The organism is Pseudomonas sp. TH07, assembly GCF_016651285.1.
Taxonomy (GTDB): Bacteria; Pseudomonadota; Gammaproteobacteria; order Pseudomonadales; family Pseudomonadaceae; genus Aquipseudomonas.
Map to the genome: position 1 here is coordinate 5,962,713 of NZ_JAEKED010000001.1, position 13,795 is coordinate 5,976,507.

Here is a 13,795-nt window from a genome sequence, read left to right on the forward strand (position 1 = left end):
AACCGACGCCCATTGAGCGTGCCCATGAAGTCGCGCCACGCCACGTGTTGAGCGCCGATCAGCCCTGTGTGCCCGCCTTGCGCCTCTGGCGCCCCGTCAATTTCCAGCCTTTACCGACAGCACCTCCATACGCCCGACCCAGGAGCGATCAAATGAATACCGCAGGAGTCGATTCATGACGGAACACACACTCAAAGCACGGGAGGTCAAACTCCTCGGTTACCACTCGCGGGAACTCAAGGCCGAGCATTTCGCGGTGGTCGAAACGGCGGTTGCAGAACCCGGCCCCGGGCAGGTGCTGGTGCGCAATCGCTGGTTTCGGGTCTCTATCTCGACCCGTTTGATGGCCGAAGCGGGTGCCGAAGAGGTCAAAGGCATTCCCTTCCCCCCGCTCAAACCTGGCGACACCCTCGCCGATGGCGCCATTGGCGAGGTGATCCGGGTCGGTGCCGGGGTCAGCCTGAGTGTCGGCAGCCTCGTCATGCATCCCCTGGGGTGGCGCGACTACGCGGTGCTGCCGGTCGAGCAATGCACGCTCATCGATGCCCCGGTCGTTGATCCTGCCGCCTGGCTCGGGCATGGCTGGACGGCCTACGCCGCGTTGGTAAAGGCCGTGCAAGTTCGTCCGGGCGATACAGTCTTCGTCACCAGCGGCGCCGGCGCCATTGGCGCCATGGCCGGACAAATCGCCCGGCTACTGGGTGCTACACGGGTCATCGGCACCACCAGCAACCAAGAGAAGGCCCGGTGGATGCAGGCCGAACTGGGCTATGACGCCGTAGTCACGCGCGAAGGTGAGCCGATCCGCGAGCAACTGGCCCGCATGGCGCCAGAGGGTATCGACGTTATTGTCGACATGGTGGGCGGCGAACAACTGGCGGCCGCCCTGGAGATTGTCCGGCACGGTGCACGTTGTGTACTGCTCGGAGCAGTGTCGGCGGAACTGAACCCCCACAGCGCAACCCTGAAGGCACCGGTCGAACTGGACACCTTCCCCCTGATTCTCAGGGGGGTGACGCTACGCGGTTTCAGTGCCGACGAAGAAGCACCAGAAATGTTCGACGCCTGGATACGACAACTGGCGCTGTGGCAGCGCGACGGCGGTATTCGTACCCCCCACACCTTGGTCAAAGGCCTGCACCAAGCACCGCTGGCATTGCAGGAGGCTTGTGCGGGCCACCTCAAGAGCCTGGTCCTGGTGGAGCTTGAAGGGTGATGGGAACTTCAACCGTTTCGCCTCACGTCAATACCAGCGCCGCGCAATCATGGCTGCTGTGGGCCGGTTTTATCCTGGTGTCGCTGAACCTGCGATTGATCTTCACAACCGTCGGCCCATTGCTGGAGAACCTGCAACTGGGCTTTACCTCCACCTTGCTGGTGACGACCCTGCCCCTGGCACTGCTGGGCCTGTTCTCCATGGCCGGCGTAAGGTTGCGGCACTGGTTGGGCGAGGAGCGTGCGCTGTTTTTCGCCCTGATCCTGTTAAGTATGGGTTGCAGCGTTCGCGGGCTGGGTGAACCTGGGTTGATCGTGGGCACCTTCGTGGGCAGTGCGGGCATTGCCGTGATGAACGTGATCATGCCCGTGCTCGCGCGAAAACGCTTCGGACCACAGCGCATGGGCATGGTCATGGGGATCTATGCACTGATGCTCGGCGCCGGCGCGGTGCTGGGGGCCAGCGCCTCGCTGCCGCTGTTCCAATGGCTGGGTGCTGATCGCGCCTCGGCGTTCCACGCCCTCGGGCTGTGGGCCATTCCGGCCTTGCTCGCACTGTTGCTGTGGGCTCCGCAAGTGCGGCACGCCGCGCACCACGGGCCGGGCAGCGGCCATGGCGGCCCGGGCGTCAATGTCTATCGCGACCCCACGGCCTGGGCAATCACCCTGTTCTTCGGACTGCAGGTGCTGAACCTGTTCGTGTTCCTGCCGTGGATGCCCACCCTGCTCAGAGCCCGTGGCGCCGACGGTGCCACTGCCGCAGTGATTTTCTCGCTCTCGCAACTGAGCCTGATGCTCGCCAGTTTTGTCACGCCGCTGCTGGCTGCACGCACCCAGGACCACCGCCTTCACATTGCCGCAACCATCCTGTTATGCCTGGCCGGAACCTTGGGGCTGATGTACGCGCCTTTGCACAACGCAATCATATGGGCCGAGATACTCGGCGCCGGGCAAGGCGCCGGGCTTTCTCTGGGGACGTTCCTGTTCGTGGCAAAGTCCGCCAGCATCGACACCGCCACTCGCATTTCGGCCATGGCGCAAACCGTGGGCTACCTCATTGCCGTCGCGGGCCCCCTGATGGTTGGGGCGCTCTATCAACACAATGGAGACTGGAACCTCCCTGTGCTGTTGCTGGCGGGTATTTTGCTGATTGAATTGATCGTGGCGTTGCCGGCCGGGCGTAACGTCAAGGTGTGAGCCTTCGGAGCGAGATCTGCCGCAGATCTCGCTCCGGCTGGGTGCAACTGAGCAGGTCAGATACGGGCCGCAACCCGCCCTGAATCAACATATAAATGAAGCGCGCCCATTAAAGCTGGAGCTGAGTGTTTTCAGACGGGGCGGCAAAAATCAAAGAAAGACTTTTCTCTGGACGAAAAAAATGGACCTCTTTTCAGAGATCCATTTTTTAATGCTTGGAGCGGGAAACGAGACTCGAACTCGCGACCCCGACCTTGGCAAGGTCGTGCTCTACCAACTGAGCTATTCCCGCGTCTTGGTGGTGCGCATTTTATAGAAATCAGAAGCGGCGTCAAGCCCTTGATTCAAAAAAGTTTTATTTCTTTTCCGCATTGGTCTTCAGGTGCGGCCACGCGGCGCGCAGGTATTGCAGCATCGACCACAAGGTCAGGCCTGCGGCGATCAACAGAAGCGCATAGCCGACCAGGACCCAGAAGCTGAAGTCCGACGGGTTGGCCAGCAGGATCACCAGCGCCAGCATCTGCGCGGCGGTTTTCCATTTGCCCATGTTGGACACGGCAACGTGGGCACGGGCGCCGAGTTCGGCCATCCATTCGCGCAATGCCGAGACAACGATTTCACGACCGATGATCACCGCCGCCGGCAACGTCAGCCACAGGTTGCCGTGTTCCTGCACCAGCAGCACCAAGGCCACCGCCACCATCAGCTTGTCGGCCACCGGATCGAGGAAGGCACCGAACGGCGTGCTTTGCTCCAGGCGGCGCGCCAGGTAGCCGTCCAGCCAGTCGGTTGCAGCGGCGAAGGCAAACACCGAACTGGCCGCCATATAGCTCCAGCTGTAGGGCAGGTAAAACAGCAGAATGAAAATCGGGATAAGCAGGACGCGTAGAACGGTGATCAGATTAGGGATATTCATCGGCACAACTGGCTACGAGGTGAGGTGGCATTCTACTCGCTATGCAGGCTTGCATAAATCGACTCTGCGAGCTTTTTACTGATCCCCGGTGCTTTGGCGATCTCTTCGATGCTTGCACGAGACAGCTCCTGCAATCCACCAAAATGTTTGAGAAGCTCCCGCCGCCGCTTCGGCCCCACGCCCGCCACCCCTTCCAGGGTCGAGGTGCGTCGGGTCTTTCCACGTCGGGCACGGTGCCCAGTGATCGCGAAACGGTGAGCCTCATCGCGAATCTGCTGGATCAGGTGCAACGCCGGCGAGTCGCCTTTGAGGGTGAACTCGTGGGCCGCGTCATTCAGGTACAGGGTTTCGAAACCGGCCTTGCGCGTGGCGCCCTTGGCCACGCCGAGCAGGATCAGGTCCGGCACCGCCAGCTCGTTGAGCACATCACGGGCCATGGACAGCTGGCCCTTGCCGCCGTCCACCAGCAGGATGTCCGGCAACTTGCCCTCGCCGTCCTTGAGCTTGCTGAAGCGTCGGGTCAGGGCCTGATGCATCGCCGCGTAGTCATCGCCGGCGGTCACGCCTTCGATGTTGTAGCGCCGATAGTCGGACTTGATCGGCCCCTCGGGACCGAACACCACGCAGGACGCCACCGTGGCCTCACCGCTGGAGTGGCTGATGTCATAGCATTCCAGGCGCTGCGGTGGTTCGTCGAGGTTGAGCACTTCGGCCAGGGCATCGAACCGGGCAGCCACGTGCTGCCGGTTGGCCAGGCGCGCACTCAAGGCCTGTTCGGCATTGGTCACGGCCAATTGTTGCCAGCGGGCCCGGGTACCACGCACCCGGTGGCTGATACTCAGTTCACGCCCACGCTGTTCGTCGATGGCGGCAATCAAGGTCGGAAAGTCTTCGTGGACCACGTTGACGATCAACTCGGCCGGCAAGTCGCGTTCAGGGCTGCTGATAAAGTATTGGCCGAGAAACGCCAGCATGACCTCGGCCACCTCCTCCTCGATACCGACCTGGGGAAAGAAGTTCTTGCTGCCCAGCACTCGTCCGCCGCGCACGCTGATCAGGTGCACACAGGCACCGCCCGGGTTAACGAAAGCCGCCACCACATCCACATCGCCAGTGCCACCTTCCATGCTCTGCTGGTCCTGGACCCGGCGCAGCAGGGAGATCTGGTCTCGCAGTTCAGCGGCCTTTTCGAAGTCCAGGGTGCTGGCGGCAGCTTCCATGGCGCTGGAAAGCTCGTCGGTCAGGGCATTGCTGCGCCCCTCCAGGAACATCACCGAATGCCGTACGTCTTCGGCATACACCGGCGCTTCCACCAGGCCGACGCAAGGCGCCTTGCAGCGCTTGATCTGGTACTGCAGGCAGGGCCGAGTGCGGTTCTTGTAGTAGCTGTCTTCGCACTGGCGGACCATAAAGGTCTTCTGCAGCAGGCTCAGGCTCTCGCGAATGGCGCCGGCACTGGGGTAAGGACCAAAGTACTTGCCCTTCTGCTTCTTGGCCCCACGATGGATGCTGAAGCGCGGAAAGTCGCCATCGGACAAAAACACATAGGGATAGGACTTATCGTCGCGCAGCAGGATGTTGTAGGGCGGCCGCCATTCCTTGATCAGCGTCTGCTCGAGCAGCAGGGCCTCGGTTTCATTGGCGGTGATGGTGGTTTCGATCTGCGCGATGCGCCCCACCAGGGCAGCGGTCTTGGGCGCCAGGCCGGTCTTGCGAAAGTAGCTGGCCAGGCGGTTTTTCAGGTTCTTGGCTTTACCGACGTAGAGCAGGCGCGCTTCGCTGTCGAACATGCGATACACGCCGGGACGGCCACTGCAGGTAGATAGAAAAGCACTGGGATCAAACTGGTCAGTCATTATCAGGCGCTGGCATCGACCATGCCGTGGCGAACCGCGAGCAACGTCAACTCGACATCACTGCTGATCGAGAGCTTCTCGAAAATACGGTAACGGTAGGTGTTCACGGTTTTCGGCGACAGGCACAGCTTGTCGGAGATGATCTGCACTTTCTGGCAGCCGACAATCATCAGCGCGATCTGTATCTCACGCTCGGACAAGGCGTCGAACGGCGAATCACTGGAAGGCTGGAATGACTTGAACACCAGTTGCTGGGCGATCTGCGGGCTGATGTAGCGCTGGCCGGCAAACACCAGGCGGATCGCCTGGACCATTTCATTGAGGCCCGCGCCCTTGGTCAGATACCCGGCCGCACCGGCTTGCAACAAGCGGGTCGGGAACGGGTCTTCTTCACAGACCGTGACGGCCACGACTTTGATGTCAGGATGGCTGCGCAGCAATTTGCGCGTCGCTTCAAGACCACCGATACCGGGCATCTTGACGTCCATCAGGACCACATCGGGTTTCAGCTCCCGAGCCTTGAGCAGGGATTCCTCTCCCGACTCGGCCTGTCCGACTACTTGCAGGCCATCGATGTCAGCCAGCATTCGTGTAATGCCTGTACGAACGAGATCATGGTCATCGACTACTAGCACCCTAATCAAGCAGACACCTCGCGAAATGGTCTTATAGGTTGCCGGACACCTTAGCAAAAAAGCAGCGCCCAGACCTAATGGCAGCGCGACATAAAGAGCATCTATTCACAATAATCAGCGATTACCGAGTTATCCCTGAGTAAATGCTTGGTTCTCAGGTCTCGCGCACCCCCACCTTTCTGCGCGACACGCTGGAAGCAGAGAGCTCTGCGAGGGTCATGGTCAGGCGCCGGATAGCATCCTGATCCTCCTTGAACAACGCTCTGTAGCTGTCCAGCACCTTCTCCTCGGTCTGGCTCAGATGACCGACATGGACCGGAATGCGGCTGCCGGTCAGCACATACAGCACATCCACCCCCTGGGCGGCGACCCGTGACAGATAATCCGCCTTGGGCGCACGGTCACCGCTCTCGTACTTGCCTTGCGCGTTGGCTTCAACGCCACCTATTTCACCAAAAACTTTCTGCGACATGCCCAGGCGCTCTCGCTCCCGTCGTAACCGCGAACCGATTCCACTCATTTGGATGTATGATCCCATTTTATACACCCCTAGGGGTGTTACACTCTTCACGCATTGAACAAATTTGAACGGTTTTGAACTATGCCCGGTATCCGCACTGCCGCACAAGCCAAGGCCTGGCTAGAACACCAAGGTAAATCCGTACAACAGTTCGCACGTGAACACGGTGTCGATCCAGCGACCACCTATCAGGTGCTGGCCGGACGCAAGAAAGGTCGGCGCGGAGAAGCGCATAAAGTCGCGGTGCTGCTGGGCATGAAGGACGGAATCATTCTGGCGGACGAAATACCCGTTCAACTCCCTACCGTCGAACCATGACAGCCAATCGGAAGCAGCCCCGCCTACCCAGGTGCGACACAGTGCCGCTCCATCCGTAGAAAACACTCGTCTTCGCCCACCACCTCAAGCCCCATCCGCCGATAGAGCCCCTGGGCCGGGTTGTCCTTGAACACGGTCAAGCGCAACAGGCCGCGCCGTTCATGGCGTGCCTTCGCCTGCATCTGTTCAATTGTCCAGGCGCCGGCGCCCTGCCCTCGGCGACTGGCCTGCACGTGCAGTTCGCGAATATAGAGCGCCTTGAGATCACGGCTCAGGCTGACAAAACCCAAGCGCTCGGCACCACGGCAGATCAGCCAGTTCTCCCGTCCGGCCCAGGCGACGTCGAACGCCTGATCCAGCCACAGCAGGTCGTGGCGAATGTGATAGCCAAGCATTGTTTCGCGGGTGAGGTCGCGGGCGAACGCCAGGTCCGCCGCGCTGGCCGGGCGCAGTTCGAATTCGCTCAAGAGCACACGACGCCCACGACCCGCCCGCTCCAGACCTGCCCCGTGCGCCGGGCGATCACCAACTGGTCGCCGACACCGTGTGCTGCGGCAAGATCGAATGCCCGCTCAGGCTCATAACCCGTCAATGACAACTCGGGGAACACCAGCAATTGCACGCCCTGCTCGGCGGCCGCGGCCATAAAGTCGAGGTGCCGAGCGATATTGACAGGCAGGTCGCCTACCACGGAAATCGATTGGGCAGCAGCAATGGTCAGTGTCGGCATGAATGATCCTGAAGGGCGGCAACGCTCGCGAGCGGCGAGTGTGTCATAAAACTTCCGAGGGCTTAATCCATAGATCCCGGCCTCAGTCGCCATAGAAATTAGTGATTGAATCGCAACCCCCGCCTCAAGTAAGCTCGCCCCACTTCACGGAGAAACAGCATGTTGCCCCTCATCCCTTCCACGCATCGTCACACTGCCAGCGCCTCGCGCTCGGTGGCGGCTGCCCGGGTGAACAACGTCTGCGCTCCGGCAAGCTTTTATTTTGGGTATTGGTTTAGCCACTGGCGCGCCTGATACCCAAACGGCGCCCACTTCACGGGTCGCCCACCAGAGAACTTCTCACCCCCGGTCGGCTTCCCGACCGGGGGTTTTGTTTTTTTAGGGCTGCACATTTTTAGCATCACACCGAACTTACTGAGGATTGACCCATGAACTACGCCACTTATTACCGTTACCCATCCTTCGCCTGGCGATTTAGCAACCTCCGTTCGGGACAGCCTGCCGCCTCCGATCGGTCACCGACTGGTGGCAACCCAACATCAATCGCCAATCCGGCCAATTGTCGAACACCCCAGTAGGGCCGCGCGCGGGAACCGTCCCGCCGCCTGCCCAGGAAGCCTTGAACATGAACTCGTCCGTCTCTGCCCTGCCGCTGTCCACCCTGTCTTCTGCCAACGAAGCCCTGACCCAGCGCCTGCCCAGCTCGCTTGCCCTCAAGCAGCAATTGCCCCTCAGCGCGGCCTTGCAGCAGCAAGTCGCCACCCATCGCCAAGCGGTGCGCAACATTCTCAACGGTGAAGACTCCCGTTTGCTGGTAGTCGTCGGGCCCTGCTCGATCCATGACCCACAGTCCGCTATTGAATACGCCACCCATCTGGCCCGCCTGGCAGCCGAAGTCAGCGACGACCTGCTGCTGGTGATGCGTGCCTACGTCGAAAAACCCCGAACCACGGTCGGCTGGAAAGGCCTGGCCTACGACCCGCACTTGAACGGCAGCGACGACATGGCCGGCGGCCTGACCCTGTCCCGCGAGCTGATGCGGCAGATGCTCGAGCTGGGCCTGCCGATTGCCACCGAACTGTTGCAACCGATGGCTGCCGGCTACTTCGATGATCTGCTGAGCTGGGTGGCGATTGGCGCACGCACCACCGAATCGCAGATCCACCGCGAGATGGCCAGCGGCCTGGCAATGCCGGTGGGCTTCAAGAATGGCACCGACGGCGGGGTCGGCATCGCCTGCGACGCCATGCGATCAGCGGCGCACCCCCATCGCCATTTCGGTGTCGACAGCCAGGGCCACCCGGCCATCATCCAGACCCCAGGCAACCCGGACACCCACCTGGTGCTGCGCGGCGGCCACCGCGGGCCGAACTACGACCGCGCGCAGGTGACCCAGGTGCAGCACGAGCTGCAGAAGTTGAAGATCCCGGCGCGGATCATGGTCGATTGCAGCCACGCCAACAGCGGCAAAGACCCGCTGCGCCAACCGGCAGTGTTCAATGATGTGCTGCAACAGCGCCTGCATGGCGACCGCTCGCTGGTCGGGGTGATGCTGGAGAGCCACCTGTTCGAAGGCTGCCAGCCCCTGAGCCCCTCGATGCGCTACGGCGTATCGGTGACCGACGGCTGCCTGGGCTGGGACGCCACCGAAGACTTGCTGCGCAACGCCGCGCAACAATTGCGGACGCTGCCGGCGTCCGCCTGACAGCCCGCGCAGCGGCGACAGCACCGTAGCCGCTGCCGCCAGGCTGCGCTGGCCCTTACAGACAACCCAATACTCTCGGGTTAATGCGGCGCCTGTCCCGGACAGCGTCCGAACGCGGCCCGAGCCTATCGGCAGTGGCTACAGGTCGCGTCTTCGTTGCTGGAACGATTGGCTGCAAGGGTTGGCCAGCGGTCGCGACGGTAACGAGTTGAAGGAACTTTGACGAGAAATAGCCACCTGAATCCGGTAGGCTCTCCACTTTCTTGAAAGGAGCAACTCCCCATGGCCAAAGCCACTGCCCGTCACATCCTCGTTGCCGACGAAGCCAAGTGCAACGCACTGAAATCCGAAATCGAAGCCGGCGCAGACTTCGCCGAAGTCGCGAAAAAGAACTCCACCTGCCCATCCAGCCGTGATGGCGGCAACCTGGGCTCGTTCGGCCCTGGCCAGATGGTCAAGGAATTCGACACCGTGGTGTTCAGCGCCCCGATCAATGTCGTGCAAGGCCCGGTGAAAACCCAGTTCGGTTACCACCTGCTGGAAGTGACCAGCCGCCAGGACTGATCCTGTCGCGATTTGTGTCCATGACGGCCCGCCTTTTGGTGGGCCGTTGTGTTTGGGAGATGGCTTGCGGCTGGCAAGCGAGGCGCCGCTAGCGTACAAATCATGCTCTTCGATCACCCGGCTCGTAAGGCTGACAATGCGACTGTTTTTCCCCACCGTGATGTTCACCGCCCTGACGCTGATGCTGGGCGCCGCAGGTGCCAGTGCCGCACCGCAACACGCCCTGACCGTCTACGGCGAACCGGCCAAGTATCCCGAAGGCTTCAGCCACTTCGCCTACGCCAATCCGCAAGCCCCCAAGGGTGGCAGCATGCGCCGCTCGGCGCTGGAAATCGGCCGTTTCGACCACGTCCTGCCTTATATAGACAAAGGCATCGGCGTGTCCCAGCTCGACGGGATGGTCTATTCGCCCTTGGCCCAGCGCTCGCTGGATGAGCCCTACACCGTATATGGCCTGGTGGCCGAGAAGATGGAGCGCGCCGAAGATGGCTTGTGGCTGCGTTTCTACCTCAACCCCAAGGCGCGCTTCGCCGACAACACGCCGATCACCGCCGAAGACGTGCGCTACAGCTACGACCTGCTGATGACCCAGGGCAGCCTGCGCTATCGCACCCAGTTCGAGGATGTCAAAAACGTCGAAGTGGAATCGCCGCGAGTGATCCGCTTCGACTTCAAGAGCAATGAAAACCGCACCTTGCCCCTGGATATCGCGACCCTGCCGGTGTTCCCAGAACACTGGTGGAAGAGTCGCGACTTCGCCAACGGCGGTGGCTATGACGCGCCCCTGGGCAGCGGCCCGTATCGGGTCGACAAGGTCGACTCCGGGCGCAGCATCACCTTCGTCCGCAACCCTGACTGGTGGGGCAAGGACCTGCCGGTGAGCCGCGGCCTGTACAATTTCGACCGCTTCAGCGTCGAATACTTCGGCGACATCGACGTCGCGCGCCAGGTCCTGCGCGGCGGCGCCTACGACTACAACCGCGAATTCTCTGCCACCGGCTATTCCGTCGGCTACGAAAGCCCGCCCCTGAGCGACGGCCGCCTGCAAAAGGCCCACCTCGCAAAATCGGCGCCACAAATAGCCCAGGGCTATGTGTTCAACCTGGACAAACCGATGTTCCAGGACCGCCGCGTACGCCAGGCCCTGGCCATGCTCTGGGACTACGAATGGAGCAACCGGCAGATGATGCGCAACATGTACATCCGCCAGCAGAGTTTCTTCTCCAACACCGCGCTCGCTGCCCGCAGCCTGCCGGACGCCGAAGAACTGAAAATCCTCGAGCCCCTACGCGGGCAGATCCCCGATGAAGTCTTCACCCAGGTCTTCGAGGCGCCCAAGACCGATGGCAGCGGAGTGATCCGCGACAAGCAGCTGCAAGCCCTGGCCCTGCTCGAACAGGCGGGGTGGAAGGCCGAAGGCGACACCCTGGTCAACGCCGACGGCGAGCCCCTGAGCTTCACTTTTCTCATCACCCAGAACTCCATCGAACGCCTGCTGCTGCCCTACAAACGCAACCTGGCGCAGATCGGCATTACCTTGAACATCCGCCGCATCGACCCTTCGCAATACGTCAACCGCCTGATGGCCCGCGACTACGACATGATCGTCACCGGCTACCCGGTGACCACGTCGCCGGGCATGGAGCTGTTCAACTATTTCGGCTCCGCAGCGGCCAAGGACGCCGGCTCCAACAACTACATGGTGCTCAAGAATCCGGCCGTCGACACCCTGGTCAATGGCCTGGTGAAAGCCACCAGCCAGCCGGAGATGTTGCGCTACGCCCATGCCCTGGATCGGGTGCTGCAGTGGAACTACTACTGGATCCCCAACTACTACCCGCCAGGAACCTCCACCGTGTGGTGGAACCGTTTCGGCATCCCGGCAGTGCCCGCCAGCAATGACGAAGCCATCGAAAGCTGGTGGGAAGTCAGCAGCACCGCACTGACCAATGAACAGATGGCCGCCGAGCTGATCCGCCGTGGCAAATCCGGAGGGCGACACTGATGCTGGGCTACATTCTGCGGCGCCTGCTGCTGATCATTCCGACCCTGCTGATCATCCTCCTGGTGAATTTCGTCATCATCCAGGCCGCGCCGGGCGGCCCGGTGGAACAGGCCATTGCGCGCATGCAGGGGATTGGCGGCGGTGGCAGCGTCGGCGGTTCCGGCGACATGAGCAGCGGCAGCTCCCGGGCCAGCCGCGGCCTCGACCCGAAACTGATCCAGGACATCGAGAAGCAATACGGCTTCGACAAACCGGCCCACGAACGCCTGTGGCTGATGCTCAAGAACTACGCGCACCTGGATTTCGGCAAGAGCTTCTTCCGTGGCGCCACGGTCACTGACCTGATCCTGGAAAAAATGCCGGTGACCATCTCCCTCGGCCTCTGGGCGACCCTGATCACCTACCTGGTGTCGATTCCCCTGGGGATTCGCAAGGCGGTGCACCACGGCAGCCATTTCGACATCTGGAGCAGCACCGCGATCATCATCGGCTATGCGATGCCGGCGTTCCTGTTCGCCATGTTCCTGATCGTGCTGTTCGCCGGCGGCACCTCGCTGAACTGGTTCCCGGTGCGTGGCCTGGTCTCGGACAACTTCGAACAGCTGAGCACCCTGGGCAAGGTCGCCGACTACTTCTGGCACCTGGTGCTGCCGGTGACGTCCCTGGTGATCGGCGGTTTCGCCACCCTGACCATCCTCACCAAGAACTCATTCCTCAACGAAATCACCCGCCAGTACGTGGTCACCGCCCGGGCCAAGGGCCTGAGCGAACGCCGGGTGCTGTACGGTCATGTGTTCCGCAACGCCATGCTGCTGGTGGTCTCGGGCATTCCCCAGGCCTTTATCAGCGTGTTCTTCGCCGGCTCGTTGCTGATCGAGGTGATCTTCTCCCTCGATGGCCTGGGACGCATGAGCTACGAGGCGGCGGTGTCCCGGGATTACCCGGTGGTGTTCGGCTCGCTGTTTATCTTCACCCTCTTCGGTCTGCTGATAAAACTCATCGGCGACCTGTGCTACACCCTGGTCGACCCGCGTATCGACTTCGCCGCGAGGAACGCCTGATGCTCACGCTTTCTCCTTTGGCACGCCGGCGCTTCGACCGTTTCAAGAAAAACCGCCGTGGCTGGTGGTCGCTGTGGCTGTTTATCGGCCTGTTTATCCTGACCCTGGGCGGCGAGCTGATCGCCAATGACAAGCCGCTGGTGGTCAGCTACCAGGGCTCGTTGTACTTCCCCGCGTTCAAGCGCTACACCGAGCAGGAATTCGGCGGCCAGTTGCCGTTCCAGGCCGACTACCGCAGTGACTACGTGCAGCAACTGATCCGCAAGGATGGCGGCTGGATGCTGTTCCCGCCGATCCCGTTCAGTGAAGACACGCCCAACTACGACCTGACCCAGCCGGCCCCGAGCCCGCCAAGCAAGGTCAACTGGCTGGGCACCGACGACCAGTCTCGCGATGTGCTGGCGCGGGTGATTTATGGCGCGCGGGTGTCGATCCTGTTCGCCCTGGCCCTGACTGCCATCAGCGCCCTGATCGGTATCGCCGCCGGCGCCCTGCAAGGCTATTACGGCGGCTGGGTCGACCTCTTGGGCCAGCGTTTGCTGGAGGTCTGGTCGGGGCTGCCGGTGCTGTACCTGCTGATCATCCTCTCGGGGTTCGTCGAGCCCAATTTCTGGTGGCTGCTGGGGATCATGGCGCTGTTCTCCTGGCTGGCCCTGGTCGACGTGGTGCGCGCCGAGTTCCTGCGCGGGCGCAACCTGGAGTACGTCAAGGCCGCGCGGGCCCTGGGCCTGACCGATCGCAAGGTGATCGTGCGGCACATCCTGCCCAACGCCATGAACGCCACCTTGAGCTACCTGCCCTTTATTCTGACCGGCGCCATTTCCACCCTCACCGCCCTGGACTTCCTCGGCTTCGGCATGCCCGCCGGCAGCGCGTCCCTGGGCGAGCTGATCGGCCAGGGCAAGCAGAACCTGCAAGCGCCATGGCTGGGGCTGACGGCGTTTTTCACCCTGGCGCTGATTCTGTCGCTGCTGGTGTTTATCGGCGAGGCGTTGCGCGATGCCTTTGATCCCCGATCTTGATCCACGATCTTGATCCCCGATCGTGATCCACGTTTATGAAGCGGACTGTAG

13 protein-coding genes, 1 tRNA gene and 1 pseudogene are annotated in these 13,795 nt (G+C 61.8%); 8 read left to right on the forward strand and 7 right to left on the reverse strand.

What is annotated here, in order from left to right; genetic code table 11:
• Window positions 1–175: 175 nt before the first annotated feature.
• Together JFU57_RS27235 and JFU57_RS27240 are read left to right on the forward strand one after the other, a co-directional pair.
• Entirely contained in the window at window positions 176–1,216 is a 1,041-nt protein-coding gene (locus JFU57_RS27235) for an MDR family NADP-dependent oxidoreductase (RefSeq protein ID WP_201131442.1), read from the forward strand.
• A complete protein-coding gene (locus JFU57_RS27240; RefSeq protein WP_201131443.1) occupies window positions 1,216–2,412 on the forward strand; it encodes an MFS transporter in 1,197 nt (398 codons plus the stop codon). Before JFU57_RS27235 ends, JFU57_RS27240 begins: the two co-directional genes overlap by 1 nt.
• Before the next feature lie 216 nt (window positions 2,413–2,628).
• Here the strand turns inward: JFU57_RS27240 and JFU57_RS27245 are convergent.
• The 5 genes from JFU57_RS27245 to JFU57_RS27265 all read right to left on the reverse strand — a co-directional run bounded on the left by JFU57_RS27245 (window position 2,629) and on the right by JFU57_RS27265 (window position 6,339).
• Window positions 2,629–2,704 (reverse strand) — tRNA-Gly (locus JFU57_RS27245).
• 63 nt (window positions 2,705–2,767) lie between these two features.
• Complete coding sequence (gene pgsA / locus JFU57_RS27250) at window positions 2,768–3,328, reverse strand: CDP-diacylglycerol--glycerol-3-phosphate 3-phosphatidyltransferase (protein ID WP_020295155.1); 561 nt, start codon at window positions 3,326–3,328, stop codon at window positions 2,768–2,770.
• A 32-nt stretch (window positions 3,329–3,360) separates the two neighbouring features.
• Entirely contained in the window at window positions 3,361–5,184 is a 1,824-nt protein-coding gene (uvrC, locus tag JFU57_RS27255; RefSeq protein WP_020295156.1) for an excinuclease ABC subunit UvrC, read from the reverse strand.
• Between the two features lie 2 nt (window positions 5,185–5,186).
• Entirely contained in the window at window positions 5,187–5,828 is a 642-nt protein-coding gene (gene gacA / locus JFU57_RS27260) for a response regulator transcription factor GacA (protein ID WP_020295157.1), read from the reverse strand.
• A gap of 145 nt (window positions 5,829–5,973) precedes the next feature.
• Window positions 5,974–6,339, reverse strand: a complete 366-nt coding sequence (locus JFU57_RS27265) for a helix-turn-helix domain-containing protein (protein WP_078469138.1) — start codon at window positions 6,337–6,339, stop codon at window positions 5,974–5,976.
• An 81-nt stretch (window positions 6,340–6,420) separates the two neighbouring features.
• Between JFU57_RS27265 and JFU57_RS27270 the strand changes: the two genes are divergently transcribed.
• A complete protein-coding gene (locus JFU57_RS27270) occupies window positions 6,421–6,657 on the forward strand; it encodes a DNA-binding protein (protein ID WP_201131444.1) in 237 nt (78 codons plus the stop codon).
• Window positions 6,658–6,680: 23 nt separating this feature from the next.
• Here the strand turns inward: JFU57_RS27270 and JFU57_RS27275 are convergent, their stop codons facing one another.
• On the reverse strand, window positions 6,681–7,124 hold the full coding sequence (locus JFU57_RS27275; RefSeq protein ID WP_201131445.1) for a GNAT family N-acetyltransferase: 444 nt from the start codon (window positions 7,122–7,124) through the stop codon (window positions 6,681–6,683).
• A gap of 80 nt (window positions 7,125–7,204) precedes the next feature.
• Window positions 7,205–7,387 (reverse strand): annotated as a pseudogene (locus JFU57_RS27280) (nitrilase-related carbon-nitrogen hydrolase); the annotation flags it as partial.
• A gap of 625 nt (window positions 7,388–8,012) precedes the next feature.
• Between JFU57_RS27280 and JFU57_RS27285 the strand changes: the two are divergent.
• From JFU57_RS27285 to JFU57_RS27305, 5 genes are all read left to right on the forward strand, one after another.
• Window positions 8,013–9,092: a 3-deoxy-7-phosphoheptulonate synthase gene (locus JFU57_RS27285; RefSeq protein WP_201131447.1), complete on the forward strand. Its 1,080-nt coding sequence runs from the start codon at window positions 8,013–8,015 to the stop codon at window positions 9,090–9,092.
• A 282-nt stretch (window positions 9,093–9,374) separates the two neighbouring features.
• Window positions 9,375–9,656, forward strand: coding sequence for a peptidylprolyl isomerase (locus tag JFU57_RS27290; RefSeq protein ID WP_020295163.1), 282 nt, complete (start codon window positions 9,375–9,377; stop codon window positions 9,654–9,656).
• Window positions 9,657–9,792: 136 nt separating this feature from the next.
• Window positions 9,793–11,661: an extracellular solute-binding protein gene (locus JFU57_RS27295; RefSeq protein ID WP_201131448.1), complete on the forward strand. Its 1,869-nt coding sequence runs from the start codon at window positions 9,793–9,795 to the stop codon at window positions 11,659–11,661.
• Window positions 11,661–12,722 carry a microcin C ABC transporter permease YejB gene (locus tag JFU57_RS27300; RefSeq protein ID WP_078468822.1) on the forward strand — a complete coding sequence of 354 codons (1,062 nt, stop codon included), beginning with the start codon at window positions 11,661–11,663 and terminating at the stop codon, window positions 12,720–12,722. The genes JFU57_RS27295 and JFU57_RS27300 overlap by 1 nt, the downstream gene beginning before the upstream one ends.
• Window positions 12,722–13,744, forward strand: a complete 1,023-nt coding sequence (locus JFU57_RS27305) for an ABC transporter permease (RefSeq protein WP_078468821.1) — start codon at window positions 12,722–12,724, stop codon at window positions 13,742–13,744. Before JFU57_RS27300 ends, JFU57_RS27305 begins: the two co-directional genes overlap by 1 nt.
• The last annotated feature ends 51 nt before the right edge of the window (window positions 13,745–13,795 follow it).

Excerpts from the sequence above, each read along its gene's own strand:
- JFU57_RS27270 (WP_201131444.1), top strand. The coding sequence starts at position 6,421 with ATGCCCGGTATCCGCACTGCCGCACAAGCCAAGGCCTGGCTAGAACAC.
- JFU57_RS27300 (WP_078468822.1), top strand. The coding sequence starts at position 11,661 with ATGCTGGGCTACATTCTGCGGCGCCTGCTGCTGATCATTCCGACCCTG.
- uvrC (WP_020295156.1), bottom strand. The coding sequence starts at position 5,184 with ATGACTGACCAGTTTGATCCCAGTGCTTTTCTATCTACCTGCAGTGGC.
- JFU57_RS27290 (WP_020295163.1), top strand. The coding sequence starts at position 9,375 with ATGGCCAAAGCCACTGCCCGTCACATCCTCGTTGCCGACGAAGCCAAG.
- JFU57_RS27305 (WP_078468821.1), top strand. The coding sequence starts at position 12,722 with ATGCTCACGCTTTCTCCTTTGGCACGCCGGCGCTTCGACCGTTTCAAG.
- JFU57_RS27265 (WP_078469138.1), bottom strand. The coding sequence starts at position 6,339 with ATGAGTGGAATCGGTTCGCGGTTACGACGGGAGCGAGAGCGCCTGGGC.
- JFU57_RS27235 (WP_201131442.1), top strand. The coding sequence starts at position 176 with ATGACGGAACACACACTCAAAGCACGGGAGGTCAAACTCCTCGGTTAC.
- pgsA (WP_020295155.1), bottom strand. The coding sequence starts at position 3,328 with ATGAATATCCCTAATCTGATCACCGTTCTACGCGTCCTGCTTATCCCG.
- JFU57_RS27285 (WP_201131447.1), top strand. The coding sequence starts at position 8,013 with ATGAACTCGTCCGTCTCTGCCCTGCCGCTGTCCACCCTGTCTTCTGCC.
- JFU57_RS27295 (WP_201131448.1), top strand. The coding sequence starts at position 9,793 with ATGCGACTGTTTTTCCCCACCGTGATGTTCACCGCCCTGACGCTGATG.
- JFU57_RS27240 (WP_201131443.1), top strand. The coding sequence starts at position 1,216 with ATGGGAACTTCAACCGTTTCGCCTCACGTCAATACCAGCGCCGCGCAA.